General features: G+C 63.3%; 16 protein-coding genes and 1 pseudogene. 10 read left to right on the top strand and 7 right to left on the bottom strand.

The annotated features are described in order from the left end of the window. Nucleotides 1-137 precede the first annotated feature (137 nt). From VGE08_RS19415 to VGE08_RS19405, 3 genes are all read right to left on the bottom strand, one after another. Nucleotides 138-425, bottom strand: coding sequence for a hypothetical protein (locus tag VGE08_RS19415; protein ID WP_331069567.1), 288 nt, complete (start codon nucleotides 423-425; stop codon nucleotides 138-140). Nucleotides 426-628: 203 nt separating this feature from the next. Further along, the gene (locus tag VGE08_RS19410; protein ID WP_331069566.1) at nucleotides 629-1375 is read right to left on the bottom strand and encodes a hypothetical protein; all 747 of its coding nucleotides are present in this window, start codon (nucleotides 1373-1375) and stop codon (nucleotides 629-631) included. A gap of 416 nt (nucleotides 1376-1791) precedes the next feature. Then, nucleotides 1792-3528 (bottom strand): diguanylate cyclase, encoded by a 1737-nt coding sequence (locus VGE08_RS19405; RefSeq protein ID WP_331069565.1) that lies wholly within the window; start codon nucleotides 3526-3528, stop codon nucleotides 1792-1794. A gap of 225 nt (nucleotides 3529-3753) precedes the next feature. Here VGE08_RS19405 and VGE08_RS19400 point away from each other — a divergent pair, with 225 nt between their 5' ends. Both VGE08_RS19400 and VGE08_RS19395 read left to right on the top strand, forming a co-directional pair. Next, a complete protein-coding gene (locus VGE08_RS19400; protein WP_331069564.1) occupies nucleotides 3754-3915 on the top strand; it encodes a TetR/AcrR family transcriptional regulator in 162 nt (53 codons plus the stop codon). Nucleotides 3916-4080: 165 nt separating this feature from the next. Next, a pseudogene (locus tag VGE08_RS19395) lies at nucleotides 4081-4724 on the top strand (DUF6134 family protein). Nucleotides 4725-4781: 57 nt separating this feature from the next. Here the strand turns inward: VGE08_RS19395 and VGE08_RS19385 are convergent. Together VGE08_RS19385 and VGE08_RS19380 are read right to left on the bottom strand one after the other, a co-directional pair. After that, complete coding sequence (locus VGE08_RS19385) at nucleotides 4782-5924, bottom strand: acyl-CoA dehydrogenase family protein (RefSeq protein ID WP_331069561.1); 1143 nt, start codon at nucleotides 5922-5924, stop codon at nucleotides 4782-4784. Nucleotides 5925-5943: 19 nt separating this feature from the next. Beyond that, nucleotides 5944-7155 carry an acyl-CoA dehydrogenase family protein gene (locus tag VGE08_RS19380; protein ID WP_331069560.1) on the bottom strand — a complete coding sequence of 404 codons (1212 nt, stop codon included), beginning with the start codon at nucleotides 7153-7155 and terminating at the stop codon, nucleotides 5944-5946. A gap of 324 nt (nucleotides 7156-7479) precedes the next feature. Here VGE08_RS19380 and VGE08_RS19375 point away from each other — a divergent pair, with 324 nt between their 5' ends. The 8 genes from VGE08_RS19375 to VGE08_RS19340 all read left to right on the top strand — a co-directional run bounded on the left by VGE08_RS19375 (nucleotide 7480) and on the right by VGE08_RS19340 (nucleotide 20770). Then, entirely contained in the window at nucleotides 7480-9141 is a 1662-nt protein-coding gene (locus VGE08_RS19375; protein WP_331069559.1) for a long-chain fatty acid--CoA ligase, read from the top strand. 75 nt (nucleotides 9142-9216) lie between these two features. Then, entirely contained in the window at nucleotides 9217-10059 is an 843-nt protein-coding gene (locus tag VGE08_RS19370; RefSeq protein ID WP_331069558.1) for an IclR family transcriptional regulator, read from the top strand. Between the two features lie 200 nt (nucleotides 10060-10259). After that, entirely contained in the window at nucleotides 10260-11747 is a 1488-nt protein-coding gene (locus VGE08_RS19365; RefSeq protein WP_331069557.1) for an undecaprenyl-phosphate glucose phosphotransferase, read from the top strand. Beyond that, complete coding sequence (locus tag VGE08_RS19360) at nucleotides 11737-13215, top strand: hypothetical protein (RefSeq protein WP_331069556.1); 1479 nt, start codon at nucleotides 11737-11739, stop codon at nucleotides 13213-13215. Before VGE08_RS19365 ends, VGE08_RS19360 begins: the two co-directional genes overlap by 11 nt. 363 nt (nucleotides 13216-13578) lie before the next feature. Then, the gene (locus VGE08_RS19355; protein ID WP_331069555.1) at nucleotides 13579-16464 is read left to right on the top strand and encodes a 2-oxoglutarate dehydrogenase E1 component; all 2886 of its coding nucleotides are present in this window, start codon (nucleotides 13579-13581) and stop codon (nucleotides 16462-16464) included. A gap of 30 nt (nucleotides 16465-16494) precedes the next feature. Next, nucleotides 16495-17712, top strand: coding sequence for a 2-oxoglutarate dehydrogenase complex dihydrolipoyllysine-residue succinyltransferase (gene odhB, locus VGE08_RS19350; protein WP_331069554.1), 1218 nt, complete (start codon nucleotides 16495-16497; stop codon nucleotides 17710-17712). Between the two features lie 99 nt (nucleotides 17713-17811). Continuing rightward, nucleotides 17812-19236, top strand: a complete 1425-nt coding sequence (lpdA, locus tag VGE08_RS19345; RefSeq protein WP_331069553.1) for a dihydrolipoyl dehydrogenase — start codon at nucleotides 17812-17814, stop codon at nucleotides 19234-19236. Nucleotides 19237-19405: 169 nt separating this feature from the next. Next, a complete protein-coding gene (locus VGE08_RS19340) occupies nucleotides 19406-20770 on the top strand; it encodes an APC family permease (protein WP_331069552.1) in 1365 nt (454 codons plus the stop codon). A gap of 34 nt (nucleotides 20771-20804) precedes the next feature. Here the strand turns inward: VGE08_RS19340 and VGE08_RS19335 are convergent, their stop codons facing one another. Further along, a complete protein-coding gene (locus VGE08_RS19335; RefSeq protein WP_331069551.1) occupies nucleotides 20805-21284 on the bottom strand; it encodes a WbuC family cupin fold metalloprotein in 480 nt (159 codons plus the stop codon). A 14-nt stretch (nucleotides 21285-21298) separates the two neighbouring features. Continuing rightward, on the bottom strand, nucleotides 21299-23482 hold the full coding sequence (locus tag VGE08_RS19330; RefSeq protein WP_331069550.1) for a bifunctional (p)ppGpp synthetase/guanosine-3',5'-bis(diphosphate) 3'-pyrophosphohydrolase: 2184 nt from the start codon (nucleotides 23480-23482) through the stop codon (nucleotides 21299-21301). Between the last annotated feature and the right edge of the window lie 57 nt (nucleotides 23483-23539).

The raw sequence follows: 23539 nt of genomic DNA, 5'->3' as shown, positions 1-23539 counted from the left end.
GAATATTTCGGCATGAATCCACAATACGGGCGCACTACAGGGGCCAAAGCGATACGTTGGCCCAGCAGCGCTCGTACTCGGCTTTCGCCGATGTGAAGTCGTTGTTTGTACGGATGCGACTGCGACCCGGCGAGTGGCTAGAGAGATGGCGACGGCGCGGCGCCGCGCACCAGGAAAAGAGGTTGGTTGGCCGAGACCGATGACACGCTGATCCACTGCCACGCATCGATATCATCCGGCACGGATGCGCCCGCCGAATCGATCAACGCGCAGCCGCTGTTGTGCAGGCTCACGCATCGGGCTGCTTCGGCCGCGGAAGGAAACGTGCCGACGAAATCATCGTTGAGCCACAGCTCGCAGCTCATCGAGTTATCGCTCGCGGCCCGGATGGTGAGCGTTCCAGCAGGAATGGCTGTGGCGTACATACAAACCTCCGTCCGCAAAGGAGCTCGAGACCGAGGCTAGACCATATGCCCGATGCGCACCGTTTTACAATCAGTATTCCCGTAGGATAACGGCGACATTGGCGGCGGCACTGACTGCGGCGGGGCCAACCGGGTAGTGTGGGGCAGACGCGCTGCGCTACGGCAGGCGAAGGGCGCCGCTGAGCGCGGCGCCCGGAAGCAAGTCACTTCTTGCCGTTCTTGCCTTTGGGGGAGTCGTCCTTGGCTTCCTCGGTGAGGCTCTTGTCGAGCTCTGGCAGCACCGGCAGATCCTTCTCGTCCTTCAGCAGCGGCTTGAGCTGCTCGTGCAGCTTGCTCGCCAGCTGATGCGTTTCGGTGTACGCGGTCACCAGCTTGGCGTTCTTCTCGTTCGCCTTGGTGAGTTGCTCTTCGGTCTGCTGCTTTTCCTTGCGCAGCGTCGCCATATTGCTCTCGGCCAGGCGTCGGCCCTCGGCCTCGTCCTGCTTCTCCTTGCGCAGCGCCTTGAGCTTCTTCACGACGTTCTCGGGCGTATCCGCCAGCGCGGCATTGATCGCCTTCATGGCCTTGTCCTTCTCGGCCACGAAGCTCTTCATCTGCTGCATTTCCTTGGTGAAGTTGGCGCGCTCGATTTCCATTTGCTTGGAAGCGTTCTCGTGCGCGGCGCGGACTTCTTCCGCGGTGGCTTCAGCGGCGGCGCGCGCCTTCTCGGCGGCCTGCAGCTTCTTTTCCATCTCCGCAATCGCCTGCTTGGCCTCCTGGCGCGCGGTGGCGACGCTGGAATCGGCCTCGGCGATCTTCTTGATGACTGCGTCAAGCGCTACTTTGAGTTCATCCTGAGAGCAGTTGGGATCCAGCTTCAAGGCATCGGTCGCCGACCGCATCAAAATCTGCTTGCTGATCGCAAGCTCTTTCCAAACTTTCAACTGCAGCTCAAGTTGCGCTTGTTCCACATTCACTTCCTGGGGTTGGTTACGGGGGGTAGACAAAACTTAGCTCGCCATCACGCAAAACAATCTGCGCCAACAGTCCGGGCAATGGTCGGGGCCATGTCGACCCGTGGTCGGACCACTCACCGGCGGATGAGGCAGCGGGAATTTTCGGGGCGCGGATTGTATGCCAAAACGGGGCCGCTGGGGCCGCTCTAATGCGGGTTTCACCGAGGATTCGATTCAAACTGCCATCGGATTCGCACTGAATTCGCTCGCCGGCCTCGCCGGAGCACGCCGGGGCGGCCTGGCGGGCGCCCGCCCTGCATGGGGTCCGGCATTCAAAATCCAAGGCTTACAGCGGAAAATTGTCGTCGAGCGTTGCCCGCTGAGGCCTGGGGCAGCGCTGGCAGCCCTGGGCGGCCCGGTGGGCCAATGGCTCACGCCGGCAGCGGGCTGGCGATCTGAACGCGGTTCCGACCAGACCTTTTGGCATCGTAGACGGCCGCGTCCGCGCGGGCGATGAGGTGCTCGCCCCAGACGCCGAGCATGTCGCTGGTCGCCACGCCGATGCTACAGGTCAGCTGGATCGGCTCGCCGAAGCCTGCCACTCGCACCCCGGCCACCCGATTGCGAATGCGTTCGGCGATGGGACCGGCTGCGGAGATGTCGGCGCTGCTCAGGATGACCACGAACTCCTCGCCGCCGTAGCGGCCGATGACATCCGACTGGCGCAATTCGGCGTGAATGGGCCCGATGATGGCCCGCAGGCACGCGTCGCCGGCCTGATGGCCCCGCGTGTCGTTGATCTCCTTGAAGTGGTCCAGGTCGATGAACAGCAGGGCGATGGGCAGCCCGCGGGCCCGCGCTCGCAGGCATGCTGCTTCCAGGCGTTCCACCAGCGACCTGCGATTGAGCACACCCGTCAGTGGATCGGTCTGCGCCCGCCGCTCGGCGTCCGACAGGGCCAGGCGCTGGTCCCGCAGCCGATCCGCGACGCCGAGGGCGATCAGCACGGCGGCCGCCACCATCGACAGGGGCAATCCGTAATACAACAAGCCTTCGGCGCCCTCGGGATCGGTCACCAGGAGGCGAACGGCGGTCGCGATGGTGAAGCCTTCCAGCATGCCCCAGGCGATCAGGAACCATCCGGCGGCCCGGTTATCCCGCTGCCAGGCCAGGAATGCCACGACCAGCGTGAAGATCGCCGTGCCCATGAACACCAGGTTACCGATGGCGGCCACCACGCCGCCGAGGCCGACGTGTTGCGCCAGATTGGCGAACGCCAGCAGCACGAAGGTGCCGGCCAACCACCCGAAGACGGCGTAGACGCGCGGCGAGTACAACCGCAACTCGGCGATCTCGCGCACAAACAAGCAGGCCGCCGCGCCGCTCAAGGCCGCGGTCACATTCCACGTGTACGACATGACCGGCAGCCCCAGCGACAGCACCGGCCATTCGAATCCCTGGCCCGACAGATAGGCGATATATAGCGCCTGCAGAGAGAACAGCGACGCATACAGCAGCAACAACCGATCCGACAGCACCATCCAGATCAGGAACGCGGAAACTGCCATTGCCATGAGAGCGCCGAAGGCGATGGCAATCATGCGCGCGTGCTCGGCGCCGCTCGCCAATGTCCGATCGAGGGTGGAGACCGTGAATGCCAGTCCTTCCCAACCCTGTCCCTGCGGATCGACACGGATGAACAGCAGCTGGCCGGGCAAAAGGCGGTCGGGCAGGGCGAACACCGCCTCGTGCATGCCACGGAAGCCAGGCAGATGAGTGGCCGTTCGCAATTGCACGATGCGCTCGCCGTGCATCGTGAACCCCTGCACTTGCAGGTGCCGGCCCTTGCTCACATTCAAGGTCGGCAGCGAGCCCGGGGTAGAGCTTTCTTCGGCCCGCAGCCGCAACCAGAAAGCGGCATTGACCTGGCGCGCCGCTTTGAAATCGAAGGGACGCAACTGCGCGTCGAGCGCGCCGCTGGCGAGCTGGTCGACGTGAGGATCGCCGACGGCAGGATCAAACATCTCGACCGCAAGGCTGGCGCCTGCAGACACGGCGCTTGCGGCGCGACCAATGGACGGCGCGCTCAGCAGACAAACGCCCAGAAGACAGACGCCAGCCGCAAGCAGCCACGTGGCCCACCACACACGCACCAGGTTGCTCCCCATTGATGTCCCAACAACGAACCGGTAGACCGGCCGAGACCGGCTGAATCCTAGCACGCACTCGATGACACTGGCGCGGCCCACACGCCCGGGCCAGTTGATATGATGCGAATCATTGCTCGGCGGACTGACCATGCGCTACGACAAGGCACACAAGGAGAAGACGCGACGCCGCGTGCTCCAGGCCGCGGCCAAGGTCATCAGGCTGGAAGGGCCGCATCGTGTCGGGTGGCCGCGGTGATGGCCAAGGCGGGGCTGACTCACGGTGGCTTCTATGCGCATTTCGCATCAAAGGACGATCTGATCGCCAGCGCCATCGGACAGATGTTCGATGAGTTGGTCGAGCTGCTGTCCCGACTCGGCCTGAATGATCGCGCCGGCCGCGCCTGAGCTAGAGCCACCCCGGGCACAGAAGCTCGGCGGTCGCGCCTTTTCCTCTCTGCACCACAGTGCGAGTGGCAGGATGCCCGTCGCTGTTTCTAAATGACATCCAATCCGCATCGTTCAGCGAACCCGTTCAGGTGAGCCCGATGGGTGCCGGTTGCGACTTCATACATGCGCTGGATGAGCAGGATTCTCGGACGTGGCTGCGTGGCGACGCTATTCGTCCTGAGCGCCGCGGCGGCGAACGCTGACCAGACCTGGGACTTCCGGGTCTTTCTCGACGACAAGGAGATCGGCACGCATCGCTTCGATCTCCTGGAGCAGGGCGGTGAGCGTCAGCTCACCAGCACAGCCACCATGAAGGTGAAGCTGCTGTTCGTCACCGCGTATACCTACGATCATCACGACGTCGAGCACTGGCAGGGCGACTGCTTGAGCAAGCTCACCTCGACTACCGATGACAACGGCAGAAAGCACCGTGTCGATGTGCTGCGTCGGGACGGAGCAACGGTGGTGCAGACATTGGAAGGCACGCAGCGTCTGGGCGAGTGCGTGCTGACGTTCGCGTACTGGAATCCGGCGATGCTCCGGCAGAGCTGGTTGCTGAACTCGCAGGATGGCGAACACGTCGCAGTGGAGTCAAAGACGCCGGCACCGACTCCATCGACGTGCGTGGCGTGAAGACTCAGGCGCGCCGCTACGAATTGCGCAGCAAGAAGTTGTCGATCGACCTTTGGTATTCGCAGCAGAGCGAATGGCTGGCGCTGGAGTCGAAGACCGCGCGCGGCCAGAAGCTGATCTACAAATTGAAATGACGACGCTGCATTGAACGGTGCGGGAGGCGGCGGATGGCCGCCGCCATTGCAATACGATTACGCCGTTCTGGACGCCGCGATGAACCGCTGCGTGTGGAAGTCGGTGTCACCCAACGTGAGCTCGATGGCGGTCAACCGCTTGAAGTAGTGGCTCACCATCAACTCATCCGTCATGCCCATACCACCGTGCAACTGCACCGCCTGCTGGGCGACGAAGCGACCGGCCTGGCCGACGATGACCTTGGCCGCCGACAGAGCGCGCCGCCGCTCGCCGGCGTCCGGATCGACGCATTTGATCGCCGCGAGATAGCTCATGGAATGCGCCTGCTCGCTGTGTATGAACATATCCGCCATCCGATGTTGCAACACCTGGAACCGCGCGATCGGCTGGCCGAACTGCTTGCGGTTCTTGGTGTACTCGAGCGTGGTGGCGTTGACCGCCTTCATGATGCCGACGGCTTCGGCGCACAGCGCGCTCAGCGCCTGATCGTGTGCCGCTTCGATCGCGGCGAACGCCTGACCTTCGCCGCCGACCAGGCTCGATGCGGGCACTGAAACATTCTTGAATTCGATGTCGGCCGCACGCAGCCCGTCGATGGTGCCGTAATCCTTCACCGTGACGCCGCTGGCCTTGGGATCGACGCGAAACACGCTGATGCCAGCAGTGTCGTTCGTGTCGCCGCTGGTGCGTGCCGTCACGAGCAGCTCATCGGCAGCGCCGCCGCCAATGATGACGTTCTTCACGCCCTCCAGCACATAGCCCGCGGCGCTCTTTGTAGCGCGCGTGGCAACGTGATCGATCTCGCCACGCGTCGTGGGTTCCTGATGCGCGACGATGACGATGCGTTCTCCGGAAGCCACGTCCGGCAGCAGCTGTCCGGCCGCCGCTTCATCGCCGAGCGCATTCAACAACGCGGGCGTAATCACCGCGGCAGGCAGAAACGGTTCGACGACCAGGCCTTCGCCCAGCGCATTCATCACCAGCATGGTTTCGACGGGGCCGTTGCCGAGGCCGCCATGTTCCTCCGGCACGTTGAGCGCCGTCAGGCCGAGCCCGGCCAGGGCCTGCCAGGTCTCGCGGCTCCAGCCTGGCTGGCTCTTCAGGATCTCGCGCCGCGTCTCGAACGAGTAGGTGTCGCGCACGAAGCGCTGCACGGTGTCGACCAGCAGTTGCTGTTCTTCGCTGAAATTGAAATCCATGAGTGTGTTCTCGCCGCTCTCAAAGCCCGAGGATCATCTGGGAGATGATGTTGCGTTGAATCTCGTTGGAGCCGCCGTAGATAGTGACCTTGCGAACATTGCAATAGGTTGCCGCCAGCGGCGCGGCGTACTCGGGACCGGCCACGCTCTTCAGATCGCCTTCCTCGGCGGAGTTGCGCTCGAAGGGCAGGGCATACGGACCGACCGCGTACATCATCAGCTCGGTGAGTGCCTGCTGGATCTCGGTGCCTTTGATCTTGAGAATGGACGCTTCGGGCCCCGGTGCGCGCTTCTCGGATTCTGCGGACAAGGCGCGCAGGTTGGTGATCTCCAGCGCCATCAGTTCCATCTCGACCTGCGCCACTCGGGCCGCGAACAGCGGATCTTCCAGCAGCGGACGGCCGTTCTTGATCTCCTTGCTCGCGATGTCTTTCAAGCGTCCCAGCTCGCGCTTGGACGCGCCGACACCGGCGATGTTGGTGCGCTCATGGCCGAGCAGGAACTTGGCGTAGGTCCAGCCCTTGTTCTCTTCGCCGATGCGATTCTCCACCGGCACTTTCACGTTCTCGAACCAGACTTCATTCACTTCATGCGCGCCGTCCATGGTGATGATGGGACGCACGGTGATGCCTGGCGACTTCATGTCGATCAGCAGGAAGGAAATGCCTTGCTGCTGCTTGGGCGCGTTGGGATCGGTGCGCACCAGGCAGAAGATCCAATCGGCATGCTGGCCGAGCGTGTTCCAGGTCTTCTGACCGTTGACCAGGTAATACTCGCCGGACTCGTCCTTCTGCCGTTCGGCGCGCGTCTTGAGCGAGGCCAGATCCGAGCCGGAGCCCGGCTCCGAATAGCCCTGGCACCACCAGACGTCGCCGCTGATGATTCCCGGCAGGAATCTCTGTTGTTGGGCCGGCGAGCCGAACGCCATGATGACCGGCGCGACCATCTTCAAGCCGAATGGAATGGTGCGGGGAGCGCCGGCCATGGCCGCTTCCTCATCGAATATATGCATCTGCACCGGGCCCCAGCCGGTGCCGCCGAACTGTTTGGGCCAGCCGGCTCCGCCCCAGCCGCGCTGATACAGCAGCTTCTGCCAGCGGATGTAGTCCTGGGCATGCAGCGCCAGTCCGTTGCGAACGCGATGCGCTATGTCATGTGGGAGCTGATCGCGCATGAACTGGCGGACTTCATCGCGAAACGCGAGCTCCGCGGGCGTGAAATTCAAATCCATGGATCGCTTCTCCAGCTGCTATGCGGAACCATAGTTTTCATTGCGGGCGCAAATCATAGGGGTGAGGGGCGCGCGTCCGCAACTCGCGGGACCCCGCGGCAGTCGCCCCAAAGTATACAAGTTCGGCGCTGTCATCCGTTGCTATTGCCCGGCACGCTCCCTTATCTTGCGGCTCCGGCCGGTTGGTTGCGCAGTGCGAGCTGTGATAATTTTTGGGCAGAACAAACGCCCGCATTGTGGAAATGGACGTTGAAGGGCTTCGAGAGGCCCGGACAACCTGGACGACTTGATGGCTTGACGACTTGGGGGGAGGCACTCGGGAGCATGTCCCAAAAGCATTTCGACTTCTGGCCGGCCGGCGTGCCGCGTGACATCACCGTGCCGGCGACCAACCTGTTTTATAACGTGGAAGTCTCGGCCGCGCGCTACCCTGACAAACCGTATTTGATTTTCTACGAGGCGCCGCTGACCTTCGCCCGGTTCAAGGAGCAAGCCGAGCACCTGGCCGGTTACCTGCAGCACGATCTGGGCGTCGCGGCCGGCGATCGCGTGCTGCTGGTCATGCAGAACAGCCCGCAATTCATTCTCGCGTACTACGGCATCTTGCGGGCGAACGCCATCGTGGTCCCGGTGAATCCGATGAGTGTCACCGCGGAGCTCGAACACTACGTGCAAGACAGCGGCGCGAAAGTGGCGCTGGTCGCCCAGGAAGTCTATCCACAGCTGCGCCCTCTGGTGGGGAGCCAGCTGCAACACGCCGTAGTCGCGGCGTACAGCGACTACATCGACCCGAAAACCAGCTTGCGCATGCCCGAGATCGTCAGCGCGCCGAGACAGGCGATCGACGCTGCGAATGTGACTTTGTGGGCGGACGCGCTCGCCGCGCAACGTACCCCCGGACCTTTGACGGCGGGGCCCGAAGATCTTTGCGTGATTCCGTACAGCTCGGGCACCACCGGCCGCCCCAAGGGCTGCATGCTCACTCATCGCAATGTGATGCACACGGTGGCCAGCAACGGAATCTGGTTCTGCGGCAGCTCCAACGTCAGCCACCTGGTGGTCCTGCCGTTCTTTCATGTCACCAGCATGCAAGGCGGCATGAACGCACCGCTGTTCCAGGGATGCACCATCGTGCTGATGTGCCGTTGGGATCGCGACCTGGCGGCCGACTTGATCCAACGTTACAAACTGATGTCGTGGACGGCGATCTCCACCATGGTCATCGACTTCCTCGCCAATCCCAACCTCGATCGCTACGACCTGTCGTCGCTGGTGCGAGTCTCCGGCGGCGGCGCGGCGATGCCGGCGGCAGTGGCCGACCGGTTGCATCAGCTGATCGGCTCGCCATACATCGAGGGCTACGGCCTCACCGAAACGATCGCGCCGACGCACATCAACCCGACGGACCGGCCGAAGCGGCAATGCCTGGGCATTCCCATCTTCAACACCGACTCGCGCATCATCGATCCGGACACGTTGCAGGAAGTGCCGCAAGGCACGGTGGGCGAGATCGTCACGCACGGTCCGCAGGTGTTCCGCGGCTATTGGCGCAATCCGGAAGCCACCGCAGCGGCTTTCATGCAACTCGACGGCAAGAAGTTCTTCCGCACCGGCGACCTGGGCTACGTCGATGAGGAGGGTTATTTCTTCCTGGTCGACCGGCTCAAGCGCATGATCAATTGCTCCGGCTTCAAGGTGTGGCCGGCGGAAGTCGAAGCGCAGATGTACACCCATCCGGCCATCCAGGAAGCGTGCGTGATCGCCGCGAAAGACGCGCATCGGGGCGAGACCGTGAAAGCCCTCGTGGTATTGCGGGCGACCCACAAGGGCAAGGTCACCGAGCAAGACATCATCGAGTGGACGCGCCAGAACATGGCGACCTACAAACATCCGCGGGTGGTCGAATTCGTCGAGTCGCTGCCCAAGTCGGCGACCGGCAAGGTTCAGTGGCGAGTGTTGCAGGAAGCAGAAATGGCGCGCCCCTGATCGGCAGCAGCGCGCGATTATTACGAATGAGGCGGGAAACAAATCATGGTGACCAGAGCATCAGAAACGACTCGAATGATCGAGACGACCACCGAGGTGGCGACGCCAGCGATCGCAGCGCCGGCCGCGCCCAAACCTCATGTGGGCAAACAGGATCGGCACTTCGTCACCGCACTATCGCGCGGCCTGGACGTGCTGTCCTGCTTCCGCAGCGGCAGCCGGCTGCTCGGCAACCAGGACATCTCCGAGCGCTGTCGTCTGCCGAAGTCCACGGTATCGCGCCTGACCTATACGCTTACCAAGTTGGGCTATCTCCACTACGTAAAGGAGTCTGGCAAGTATCGACTCGGCACGGCGACGCTCGCGCTCGGCAGCGCGGTGCTCGGCCGCTTCGAGGTGCGCGATCTGGCGCGTCCACTGATGCAGGAGTTGGCGGATGCGACCGGCACGTCGGTGGCGCTGGGAGCCAGGCAGCGGCTGAGCATGGTTTGTGTCGAGGTCTGCAAGGGCAACGCAGTGCTGTCGTTGAACATGGAGGTCGGCATGCGCTTGCCGCTGGCGACGTCGGCCATCGGCCGCGCCTATCTGTCCGTGTGCAGCGATACCGAGCGGGCCGACCTGCTCGATCAGTTGAAGGAACTGGACCACGTGGCCTGGCCGGGCTTGAAGCAGGGCATCGAGAAGTCGCTCGCGCTTTATGAGCAAGTCGGTGTGTGCAGTTCGTTCGGTGAATGGCAGCCGGACGTGAACGGCATCGCTGTCGGCTTCCGTCCGGGCAATGGCCTGCCGCCGATGTCGATCAACTGCGGCGCTCCGGCGTTCAAGGTGTCCCAGGAATATTTGCTGAACGATGTGCGGCCGAAACTGGTGGAGCTGGTTCGACGCATCGAGGAAGGTCTGGGCCAGGCGCGCACCTGACGGCTCCAAACTCACGCTCGCAACCGTTCGTAACGACGGCGCACATCGCAAGGTGTGCGCCGTTGTTTTTTTGCTGTCACCGGCTTGTCATCAACTCTAGACGTAGCTGCGAGCCGACGCCGATGCAAATCGGAACTTTCGCGGTACAACGCCAGTTAGACAGCTGCCTCCTTGGTAATTCCGACAGCGATCAGTCAAGCATGCGGGAAACACTTCGAGCAGAGAGCAACCGCGCCGAGTCGCGCGGCGCGCATGCGTCGGGTGACAACGCCCTTGCGTATCGCCGGCGCAACCAGCGCGTGTCTCGTGGTAGCTCCGAGCCACCTTCTGTCGCCCTTCTTCGACACGTACTGAACCCGTCAGTCATCGTTCTCACGTTATTTTTCTGCGTGTTCCTGTACTCGCAGGAACCAACGCCCGCGTATTTCGCTCTGGCGGCGTTGGCGTTCTTGATTGCCTCGCAAGTAGTAAGCGAGCCGGTGATGGATCGCTCGGCGCGCAACGGTCTGACCGGCGTGCTTCAGCACCGCATATTCGCAGAGTGGCTGGTGGTCTCAGCTGCGTTGTTGTTGATGGCGTTTGCGTTCAAGGTCACTGAAACATTTTCGCGGCGGGTAATTCTTACCTGGTTCGCCATTACTCCTTTCGCAGTGGTCGCCGCCGAGGCATTGCTACGTCGCTACACCGCATTCTCCGCTCTGCGCGGCAAAATCCAGCAGAGTCATGTGATCGTCGGCGCGAACGAGGTTGGCTCACGGCTGGCGCGCCGGCTCATGGCGAATCCGCACCTGGGTTTGTTCAAAGGCTTCTTTGACGATCGTGATACCACTCGTCTTCCCGACATGCCGGAAGAACAGCTGCTCGGTGGCATGGCGGATATCGTCAACTACGTGCGCCTGAACGGCGTCAGCTGCATTTATATCTGTCTGCCGATGCGCGCCGACGAGCGCGTTACCAAGTTGCTCGAGGAACTGAAGGACACCACGGCCTCGGTGTACTTCGTACCCGACATCTTCATGTTCGACCTGATGCAGGCACGCGTCTGCGACATCGACGGCATTCCCATGCTGGCGGTGTGCGAGACGCCGTTCGCCGGACTCGACGGCGTCATCAAACGCGTCAGCGACATCGTGTTCTCCTCGGTGCTGTTGTTGATGCTGTGGCCGTTGCTGCTGCTCATTGCGATCGGTGTGCGCTTCAGCTCTCCCGGCCCCATCCTGTTCCGCCAGCAGCGCTATGGCATGTACGGTGAGGCCATCAATGTTTACAAGTTCCGGACCATGACGGTCTGCGAAGACAGCGACACCATCGTGCAAGCACAGCGCAACGACCCTCGCGTGACGCGCTTCGGTGCTTTCCTCCGTCGCACATCTCTGGACGAGCTGCCGCAGCTCTTCAACGTGTTCCTCGGCTCGATGAGCCTGGTGGGCCCGCGGCCGCATGCCGTGGCTCATAACGAAGAGTATCGGCGCATCATCGAAGGTTACATGCTGCGTCATAAGGTGCGGCCCGGCATCACCGGCTGGGCGCAGGTGAACGGGTTGCGCGGCGAGACGGATACCGTCGACAAGATGCAGCGCCGCGTCGAGTACGACCTGGACTATTTGCGCAACTGGTCGCTGGCCCTGGACCTGGCGATCCTGTTCCGAACCGCTTCCCTGGTATGGCGAGACCGCAATGCCTATTGACGGCCACACAGCAGTGTCGAGTGCGTTGCTTCGTCACCTGCTGGCGGAGCAGGTCGACTACGTGCTCCCGGAAGAGGAGTCGGACAAGCAAACCGATGGCTCGAGCGCCCCGGAGACCACCATTCTGACAGCAGCGGCAACGCTGCCGCAGATCCCGTCCGTGCTGCATGAATTCTGTCGCCGCAACGACATGACCCTGGTGCATCACTATCGACAGGCCGGCGAACAGGGGTTCATGCTCAGCTGGCTCAACGAGCGCCAGCGGCCCGAATTCTTTTCGTTGCGAGTCAGGCAGGCAACCGCAAAGGGCCCGAAGCAAGTGGGCTGGTGGCAGCGCAAATGGGACAAGATACGACGCTGGCGCGAACCGGCGGGACTGCTCATCGCCTGCCTGGGTCCCGACGGCAGCGGTCGAACCAGTGTCGTCGAACAATTGGGTGCGCGGCCGCTGGCGCCGTTCGCTCGAGCTCACATCATGGACCTGCGGCCGCACCTCATGCGGCCCAAGCCGGTCGATCCGGATTCGCGGGTACCGCGCGGTCCGCTGGGCACGATCGCCAAACTGATGATGTTCGTGGCGGACTACTGGCTGGGCTATTGGCTGCAGATCCGGCCCAAGCTGGTGTCCTCGACCATGGTGGTATCGAATCGCTACTTCGATGACATCCTGGTGGATCCAGGCTACTACCGAATCGATCGCTCGCGCGGACTGGCGCGCTGGCTGCTGCCCTGGATTCCGCGTCCCGAGTTGTGGCTGGTGTTCGATATTCCTGGCGAGTTGCTGCAGACGCGAACGCGCGAAGTCGCCTCGGAAGAGGCTGCAAGACTGCGTAGCGAATATCGCAGGGTGTTACGCCGTCGCGAAGACGTGGTGGTGCTGGATGCCGGTCAGCCGCTGGAAGAGGTGAGTGCGGAAGCCGAGCGCGCCATCGTGGCCCAGCTGGCGCGTCGTACCGCGCATCGTCTCGGCCTGCCGGACACCAGCAAGGACAATCCAACATCGACCGACATCCTGCTGTTCTTCTGCCGCAGGCACGTGCCGCTGCTGAGCAAGCTGGTGCGCGTGCTGTTCAACAGTGATATCCATTGCCGCCTGCCGGCCGATGTCCACATGCCTCATCCCTACGGCATCGTTCTGCACCGGCAGGCAATCATTGGTCATCGCGTGACCATCATGCAGCAGGTGATGATCGGTAGCCGCGATCGTGACCAGAACATCGCGCCGGTGATCGGCGACGACGTCACCATCGGCGCCGGCGCTCGCATTCTCGGCGACGTGCGCATCGGCAATGGCGCCACGATCGGAGCCAACGCTGTCGTGACCCGTGACATCCCGCCCGGTGCCACCGTTGTGGGGGCCGATCGCATCGTGGCCACACGTCGCAGCCCGGCGCTGGTCGGCCCAACCGTTGTGAACGCCAACGTAGCTCAATTCCCCGCGCCTTCCCGCCGCAACAGCGCCGCTTGAAGGCTGGGGCGTGACAGCTTCATGACAGGTTCGGGGTGGGGCAAGCCGACAATCTCTATCCGACACTCTCTATATAAAAAGGATGAATTCGGGCCGCTCGCCCCCATGCAGTCAGCATGCATGCACCACGGATGCACTATCGGTGACCGTGCGCATGACCGGCCTTGAACGGAGGTTCAAATCGGGCGGGCAGCGGCGAGGATGTGAAATCCATCGCGTTAGTCGGGTGAGTGAGTACGCCGCGTTTCGCAACTGCAGTGTGGTTCGGCTACACTACCGGCCCGCTAAACGACCCCCAATGCGACCTGACACGCCCGGAACGGGCCACATCACCTACAGTCCGAACAGGAACTTGCGAGCGCAATGAGCGACTCTTTGCGAGCTTTGCTCGACTCTACGCCTCTCGGGGCTGGCAACGCCCCCTACATCGAATCCCTCTACGAACAGTTCCTGACCGATCCGGCGTCGGTCGAGCCCAAGTGGCGCGACTACTTCACCGGGCTGGTCCATGGCGCAGGCCAGGCGGGCGCCGCCGATGTCGCGCACGGCCCGATTCGGGAGGCGCTGGCAAAACGTGCCTATTCCATCGGTGCAGCGGCAGCAGCCCCCGCGGCGGTGAGCAGTGACGCTGCCGCAAAGCAAGGCGCCGTGTCGCGCCTGGTGCAGGTCTATTCGAACCGGGGTCACCTGGTCGCCAACATCGATCCGCTGGGCCTGATGAAGCGCCCGGTCCCCGAGGTGCTCGAGCTGTCGCACTTCGGCCTGAGCAATGCCGACCTCGACACCGAGTTCCTGACCGGCAGCCGCATCGACGCCATCCCGAAGCGCATGAAGCTGAAAGACATCGTCGCCCAGCTGCGTCACATCTACTGCGACACCATCGGCGCCGAGTTCGCCCACGTGTCGAACTCCACCGAGCGGCTCTGGTTGCAGAATCGCTTCCAGGAAGGGCGGGTGAGCAACCGCTATTCCACCGAGGAGCGCAAGACGTTCCTGCGTCATCTCACCGCGGCCGAAGGCCTGGAGCGCTATCTCGCCACCAAGTATCCGGCGCAAAAGCGCTTCTCGCTGGAAGGCGGCGACGCGCTGATTCCGATGGTCGACGACCTGATCCAGCAGGGCGGCCTGCGCGGCATCGAGGAAATGGTCATCGGCATGGCCCACCGCGGCCGCCTCAACGTGCTGGTCAACGTGGTGGGCAAGGCGCCGCAGAAGTTGTTCTCCGAGTTCGAGGGTCACTATGACGTGAACCACATGCAGGGCTCGGGCGACGTGAAGTACCACAAGGGCTTCTCCACCGACATCAAGACGCCGGGCGGCAACGTGCACGTGGCGCTGGCGTTCAACCCCTCGCACCTCGAAGTGGTGAACCCGGTGGTCGAAGGCTCGGTGCGCGCTCGCCAGCAGCGCCGCTCCGACGCCAAGGGCGACAAGGTGCTGCCGCTGCTGATTCATGGCGACGCGGCGTTCGCGGGCCAAGGCGTAGTGAGTGAAACATTGCAGATGTCGCAGGTGCGCGGTTTCTACACCGGCGGCACCGTGCACGTCATCATCAACAACCAGGTCGGCTTCACCATCTCCAAGCCGGAAGACGCCCGTTCGACCATGTACTGCAGCGACGTTGCGAAGATGATCGAGGCGCCGATCTTCCACGTGAACGGCGATGACGTCGAAGCCGTGGCGTTCGTCACCCGCCTGGCGCTGGAGTACCGCATGACGTTCCACAAGGACGTCGTGATCGACCTGGTCTGCTATCGGCGCCTGGGTCACAACGAATCGGATGAGCCGGCGGCCACGCAGCCGGTGATGTACTCGAAGATCCGCGCGCACAAGACGCCGCGCCAGATCTACGCCGAGCGACTGGTCGCCGAGAACGTGATCACCATGGCCGACGCCGACGCCATGGTCGATGAGTACCGGCGCGAAATGGACGAGGGCAAGTCGCAGGCCAAGCGCTCGCTGGGCCTGATCGGCAACAAGCACACCGTCGACTGGACCAAGTTCCACAACGTCGATCTCACTGAAGTGGTGATGACTGGCGTGCGCGTCGAACAGTTGCGCGAGCTGGCGACGAGGCTCACGACTTTGCCGCCGGATTTCACGCTGCATCGACAAGTGGCCAGGATCGTGCAGGATCGCGAGAAGATGACCGCGGGCCAGCTGCCGCTCGACTGGGGCTTCGCCGAGAATCTCGCGTATGCGACGCTGCTGACCGAAGGCCATGAAGTTCGTCTGATCGGCCAGGACAGCGGCCGCGGCACCTTCTTCCATCGCCACGCGGTGTGGCACGACCAGGGCAGCGGCGCGAGCTACAGTCCTCTGCAGCACCTGTCGCCGAGCCAGCCGCGTTTCGACGTCTACGACTCGTTCCTGTCCGAAGAAGCGGTGCTCGGCTTCGAGTACGGCTTCTCCACCACCGAACCGAACTGCCTGAACATCTGGGAAGCGCAGTTTGGCGACTTCGCCAACGGCGCGCAGGTCATTATCGACCAGTTCATCAGCTCCGGCGAAGCCAAGTGGGGCCGCCTGTGCGGACTCACGCTGATGTTGCCGCACGGCTATGAAGGCCAGGGGCCGGAGCATTCCTCCGCGCGCCTGGAGCGCTTCCTGCAGTTGTGCGCCGAGCAGAACATGCAGGTGTGCGTGCCTTCGACGCCGGCGCAGATGTTTCACATGCTGCGCCGGCAGATGAAGCAGAGCTTCCGCAAGCCGCTCATCATCATGTCGCCCAAGAGCCTGCTGCGTCACAAGCTGTCGGTGTCGCAGCTGGACGATCTCACGCACGGCTCGTTCCGCACCGTCATCGACGAGGTCGACGACATCGCGGCGACCAAGGTGACGCGCGTGGTGTTCTGTTCCGGCAAGGTCTATTTCGATCTGCTCGACTCGCGCCGCGGTGACGGCCTGAGCAACATCGCCGTCGTGCGCATCGAGCAGTTGTATCCATTCCCGGCCGAGGAGTACGCCGCCATCATCCGCAAGTACGCGAACGCCCGGGAAATCGTCTGGTGCCAGGAAGAGCCGCAGAATCAGGGCGCCTGGTATCAGATCCGCCATCGCCTGCAGGAGTCGCTGACCAAGGATCATCAGCTGCTGTACGCAGGCCGCGCTCCGGCGGCGGCTCCCGCCACCGGCATCGCGCAGATGCACCAGGAACAACAGCAGGCGCTGGTCGACGCCGCGCTGCGCTCTACCAGCACCGAGGAATCCCTCCGGCATACCACGCGGCTGAAGGCCGCGAACAAGTAACGCCGCGGGGGCCAATAACAGGATCAAGTGATGAGTATCGAAATCAAGGTTCCGCAACTGCCCGAGTCCGTTACCGACGCCACGCTGGTGTCCTGGCACAAGAAGCCCGGTGAAGCCGTCAGCCGTGACGAGAATCTGGTCGATCTGGAAACCGACAAAGTGGTGCTCGAAGTGCCGGCGCCTTCCTCTGGCGTGATCAAGGAGCTCAAGGTCGAGAACGGTGCCACCGTCACCAGCGGCCAGGTGCTCGCAATTCTCGAGGCGGGCGAGGGCGCGGCAGCCGCTGCTCCAGCCGCAAAAGCCGAAGCCAAGGCCGAGAAGGCGCCTGCCGCGGAGAGCAAGGCCGGCGGCAAGCTCGCTCCTGCCGCCAAGCGCATGGTCGAGGAGCACAAGCTCGATGCCACGCAGATCGCCGGCAGTGGCCGCGATGGCCGCGTCAGCAAGGGCGATGTAATTCAGCACCTGGCCGCGGGCAAGCAGGCTCCGGCTGAAGCCAAGCCCGCCGCGAAGCAGGCTCCTGCGGTGAAGTTGCCGGCAGCCGTTGGCTCACGCAACGAACAGCGCGTGCCCATGACTCGCCTGCGTGCTCGTATCGCCGAACGTTTGATCCAGGCGCAGTCCACGGCTGCGATGCTGACCACGTTCAACGAAGTCGACCTGACGGCCGTGAACGAAATCCGCGCCCGCTACAAGGACAAGTTCGAAAAGGCTCACGGCGTGAAGCTGGGCTTCAGCTCGTTCTTCATCAAGGCGTCGATCGAAGCGCTGCGCAAGTTCCCGGCGGTGAATGCTTCCATCGACGGCAACGACATCGTGTATCACGAGTTCTACGACGTGGGCGTCGCCGTCTCCACGGATCGTGGCTTGATGGTGCCGGTCATCCGTAACGCCGAAGCGCTGAGCTTCGCCGAGCTCGAGACCGCCGTGGGCGAATATGCCAAGAAGGCTCGCGACGGCTCGATTTCGCTGGAAGAGCTGACCGGCGGCACCTTCACCATCACCAACGGCGGCGTGTTCGGCTCGCTGATGTCGACCCCCATCCTGAATCCGCCGCAGGTCGCCATCCTCGGCATGCACAAGATCCAGGAGCGTCCGATGGTGGTCGACGGCGAGATCAAGATCCGCCCGATGATGTATCTGGCGCTCACTTACGACCATCGCATCGTCGACGGCCGCGAGTCGGTGCAATTCCTGGTGGCGATCAAGGAAGCTCTCGAAGACCCCGCCCGCCTGCTTTTGCAGCTCTAATAAGAAGCGGTTGGTGGTTGGCGGTTGGCGGTTAGTGAAGAAAGCCGCGCTTCCGACTAACCGCCAACCGCTAACCGCTAACCGCTTCTCGGAGTTTTCATGTCCCAATACGACGTCATCGTCATCGGCGGAGGTCCCGCCGGCTATCCCGCCGCCATCCGCGCCGGCCAGAACAAGCTCAAAGTGGCCTGCATCGATGAGTGGGTGAACAAGGACGGCTCGTATGCCTTCGGCGGCACCTGCTTGAACGCCGGCTGTATCCCTTCCAAGGCGCTGCTCGAATCGTCCGAGCTGGTGCACCGGGCGCAGCACGAGTTCGCCACTCACGGCATCAAGGTGGGTGACGTCTCCGTCGACGTGGCGACGATGCAGAAGCGTCGTGCCGGCATCGTGAAAGCTTCCACACAGGGCATCAGCGCGCTGTTCAAGGCCGCCGGCGTGACCGGCCTGCAGGGTCACGGCAAGCTGCTGAAGGGCAACAAGGTCGAATACACCAACAAGGACGGCAAGAAGGAAGAGCTGACGGCCAGGCACGTCATCCTCGCCTCCGGTTCGACGCCCACTGAATTGAAGAGCGTGCCGTTCGATGGCAAGCAGATCGTCGACTCGTGGGGCGCGTTGGAATTCGACGCCGTTCCCAAGCGACTGTGCGTGGTCGGCGCCGGTGTGATCGGCCTGGAGCTGGGCAGCGTGTGGCGCCGTCTCGGCTCGGAAGTCGTAGTGCTCGAAGCGCTCGATGCCTTCCTGCCGGCGGCTGACGGTGCCGTGTCGAAGGAAGCGCTCAAGCACTTCAAAAAGCTCGGCCTGGACATTCGCCTGGGCGCGAAGGTCAGCGGCGCCGACAAGTCGGCCAAGGGCGTGACGCTCAAGTACACCGATGCGAAGGGCGAGCAGACCCTGGCAGTCGACAAGGTCGTGGTCGCCATCGGCCGCCGTCCGTTCACCAAGGATCTGCTGGGCGAGGGCACCGGCGTGCAGATCGACGAGCGCGGCTTCATCAAGGTCGATCATGACTGCAAGACCGACGCGCCCAATGTCTGGGCCGTGGGCGACGTGGTGCGCGGCCCGATGCTGGCGCACAAGGGCAAGGAAGAGGGCGTGATGGCCGCCGACCTGATCGCCGGCAAGATCGCCGAAGTGAATTACAAGACCATTCCTTCGGTCATCTACACCGCGCCGGAGATCGCGTGGGTCGGCCAGACCGAAGAGGAAGTGAAGAAGAGCGGCCGCGAATACAAGGTCGGCTCGTTCCCGTTCCTGGCCAGCGGCCGCGCGCGCGCGATGGAAGCTACCGCCGGCTTCGTGAAGATCGTGGCCGCCAAGGATGATGACGAGATCCTGGGCGTGCACATCATTGGCCCGATGGCCGGCGAGCTGATCGCCGAAGCCGTGCTGGCGATGGAATACTCGGCCAGCACCGAGGACCTGCAGCGGACCATCCATGCGCATCCGACGCTTTCGGAGGCGGTGCATGAGGCGGCGTTGAACGCGGACAAGATCGCGATCGACTTCCCCAATCGCTGACGGCCGAGTCGCCAGATCGCGATCGAAGCCCCGATCGATCAAACACCTGGCCTGACCGCAATGTCACCCGCCGCCGAACCACTGCGGCGGCGGGGACAGCTCCAAAAAACCGATAAAGAACGGCCCGGCGTCAGTCTCTCACGCCTGCGCATCGGCTATTCTCCGCCCGATGCACGAAACCAAGAACGTTTCATTGCCCGCAGCGGCGCCCCACATCGTGGGCGCCAACGGCAATCCAGATGCACTATTGTCGCGCGAGCTGGGTACACGACAGCTGGCGGCAAACATCTTCAATTACACGGTGGGCAGCGGCATCTTCGTGCTGCCAGCCTTCGCGGTTCTGCGGTTGGGCAGCGCCGCGCCGCTTGCGTATGTGGCGTGCGCAATCATCATCGGCTTGGTGGTGATGTGCTTTGCCGAGGCTGGCAGTCGCGTCTCGGCCACCGGCGGTCCCTATGCTTACGTGGAAACCGCGCTCGGACCGCTGTGGGGTTTCGTCGCCGGCTGCCTGGTCGTCGTCACCGGCACTTCCGCTGCCGCCGGTGTTTGCACTCTGCTGGCGCGCTCCATTCTGACGCTGACGCCGGGCACCTCCATCTGGGTGAACCGCGCCGTGATCGTGCTGCTGGTCGCCACGCTGGTCTCGATCAACTACCGCGGTGTGAAGACCGGTGCACGCTTCATCGAGATGATCACCGTTGCCAAATTGTTACCGCTGCTGGCATTCGTGGGCATTGGCGTATTCTTCATCGAGCCGTCCCATCTAGCCTGGACCGAGGTCCCCGCAGCGGGCACGGTGCTGGCCACGGCAGGCATCGTGATCTTCGCCTTTTCGGGCATCGAGGGTTCGCTGATTCCCAGCGGCGAAGTGAAGAATCCTTCCAAGACCGTGCCGCGGGCTGCGTTCCTTGCGCTCGGTGCGGCGACGCTGTTGTATCTGGCCATTCAGTTCGTCGCGCTCGGCATCATGGGAACGGCGCTCGCGAACGATGACACCACGCCACTGGCCAGCGCCGCCAACGCGGTCGTCGGCCCGACCGGACGTGCCATCATCGTCGCCGGCGCGGCCATCTCGATGTTCGGCTATCTCAGCGCGAATATCCTGTCCGAACCTCGCGGCTTGTTCGCGATGAGCCGCGATCATTTCCTGCCGGCGCTCCTGACGTCGGTGCATCCGAGCTTCCACACGCCTCACAAAGCCATCGTCATCTATGGGGTGATCGTCGCCAGCATAGCGTTGTCCGGCACCTTCGAGAAACTGGCGATCTTCGCCAACCTCTCGGCGCTGATCCTGTATTTCCTGTGCGCCGTCGCCGCATATGTGCTGCGGAAGAAAGATGTTCGCACCGACGGCGAACCCTTCCTCGCGCCCGGCGGGCCACTGGTGCCGATCACCACCTGCCTGTTGCTCTCGTGGCTGTTCTACGAAACGGTCACCGTCAATCAATTCACCGTGCTGGCGATCGTGCTGGTCATCGTGTTCGCCATCTACGGGCTGCGGTCATGGCGTATGAAAACGCCGCAAACAGCATGACGTCCCCAGTGTTTGCGATGGCATCGACGCTGCGCTAAGCGGGCGCGCGGGAACCCACCGGCGCCGTCTTGAGCCACTGCTGAAAGGCAGGCGTGGCCGCGTTGCCTTCTTCCGGCGCCCACGCGGCGAACTCGGCCGCGACACCTGGCTCATACGGACCTTCCTTGACTTCCAGGAAGGCCGCGCCATCGCTCAGCGGCAGCAGGGTGTGCCAGGTCTTCTCGGGCAGCTCGAACGCAAGGTTGGGCGTGCCTTCCCCGATGACGGTGCGTCCCGTCACTGTGCCGTCCGGATCGAACGCCACCACTTCGAAGCGGCCGCGAATGACGGTGCACAGCTCCGACTTGGTCAGATGACGATGCGGCCGCACGTACGAGTCCTGCTGGAATACCACGACGAAGCGCTGCACGAGATCGCTCGAAGACGAATGCAGATTGTGATGTGCGCGGCGCCGCGGACTCGCGGCGGCCTTCGCCGACATTTCTTCGAGCAGGGCAGTGGTGATCAGCTTCATGGGTCGAGCCTCGATCAAGCCTTGCGGCGTGCGCTGAGCACATTCGGCAGCCCTTGGATGCGTGCCAGCACGCGCGACAGTTCTTCCAGGTCGTGCACGGTGATCTTCAGATTCATGTCGGCGATGCCGTCGTGTTCATGCGTGATCGTGTTCATGGCGTGAATGTTGATCCTGGAATCTGCGAGCACCGCGCTGATATCGCGCAATAGTCCGCGCCGATCATAGGCTCTCACATTCACATCGACGGGAAACGCGCGATCGCCGCCCGAGCCCCACTCAACGGGAATGACGCGCTCCGGACTGGCTGCCGCCAGACGTTTGAAGTTGCTGCAGTCGTCACGATGGATGCTCACGCCTCGCCCCAACGTGATGTAGCCGGCAATCGGCTCGGGCGGCACCGGACTGCAGCAGCCTGCGAAGGCGGACAACAGGTCGTCCACACCGTCGATGGTGATGCCGGACGCCTTCTTGGGTTCGGCCGCCGGCCGGCGCGCGATCGGCGTCGGCAATTCCTGCGGCTTGGCCCGGCGCTGCACGGCGCCGATGATCTGGGCAACGTTGATCTCGCCCTCGCCGATGGCGCGATACAACTGTTCGGCGTTATCGAAATGGAACTCGCTGATCAGCTCGGGCAGTGTCACCGAATGGATCGCCAGGCGCTGCAACTCTCGCTCGAGGATCTGCCGGCCCTGCTGTGTGTTCTGCTGCTCGTCGAGCTTGCGAAAATAGGCGCGAACTTTGTTGCGATTGCGGGGTGAAGCCAGATAGCCGAGCGAGGGCACCAGCCAGTCGCGGCTCGGATTGAGCTGCTTGCCGGTGATGATCTCCACCTGGTCGCCGTTGGTCAGCACCGTATTCAACGGCACCATGCGCCCATTGACCTTGGCGCCTCGGCAGCGATGGCCCAGATCGGTGTGCACGTGATAAGCGAAGTCGAGCGGCGTCGCGCCTCGCGGCAGATCGATCACTTCACCGCGAGGGGAGATGGCGTAGACGCGATCTTCGAACAGCTCCGAACGCACGCGGTCGAGGAACTCGCCTTCGCTTTCCTCGCTGCGCTCGCCGGGCGCCGTTGCGGGTTCGAGAAGCTGGCGCAGCCAGGCGATCTTCTGGTCATAGGCGGCGTTGCTGCGCGCGCCTTCCTTGTATCGCCAGTGGGCCGCGACGCCCAACTCGGCCTGAGCGTGCATCTCGCGCGTGCGGATCTGGACCTCCAGCGGTTGCTTGCCGGGGCCAATAACCGCCGTGTGCAGCGAGCGATACGAGTTGTCCTTGGGCGTCGCGATGTAGTCGTCGAACTCGCCGGGAATGTAGGGCCACATGCCGTGCACGACGCCGAGCACGGCATAACAGTCGGCGATGGTGTTGACCAGCACGCGCACCGCACGCACGTCGTAGAGCTGCTCGAACTGCAGGCCCTTGCGCTGCATTTTGCGCCAGATGCTGTAGATGTGCTTCGGCCGCCCGGCGATATCGGCATCGACGATGTTGGCCTTGCGCAATTCCTGCCGCAGGATCTCGATGACTTCCTCGATGTAACGTTCGCGATCGGTGCGCTTGGCGGCCAGCCAGCCGGCGATACGTTTGTAATTCTCCGGATCGAGATAGCGGAAGCTCAAATCTTCCAGCTCCCACTTGAGTTGCCACACGCCGAGGCGATTGGCGAGCGGGGCATAGACCTCGCGCGTTTCATACGCCAGCCGCTCGCGTTCTTCGGCGGGGCCGTCCTTGCAATCGCGCAGCCGCTGCAGTTGATCCGCGAGCTTGACGAGCACCAGGCGCGGATCCGTGACGATGGCGAGCAGCATCTTGCGCAGGCCCTCGGCCTGGTTGCCCGACAGCGACGGTCCAGCGCGTCCGCCCGCCTTGCTGGTGGGCATGCTGATGTTCAACGAGCCCAACCGTTGCAACTCGGTCGCCAGCCGAGTGGCGGAAGCATTGACGGTCGCGATCGCCTGCTCGGGCGTGATCACGTCGGCCTCGAGCAGGGGCAGGAGCAAGGCACCGCCGAGGATGTCGTCGTCGTCGGTCAGACCGACCAGGATGTCGCCGATGGCCTGCGCGCGCGCCAGCGCCGGCGCAGCCTGCGGCTTGCCGTCGCCGATCGTTTCGGCCAGCTTCGTCAGCAGCTCGCGCGCCCGGCGGCGGGCGTTCGAGGTCTGCTCGGTGTCAGATGCAGCGACGTCGACGGAAGGCATGGAATCGTGTCGTTTGTAGCCGTTGCCGGTATCATACCGGCTTCGAATGCCTGAACC

This window comes from Steroidobacter sp., from assembly GCF_036406195.1.
Lineage (GTDB): Bacteria > Pseudomonadota > Gammaproteobacteria > Steroidobacterales > Steroidobacteraceae > Steroidobacter.
Note: the sequence above shows the minus strand (reverse complement) of the source record. Positions and strands in the feature narration are given on the sequence as shown.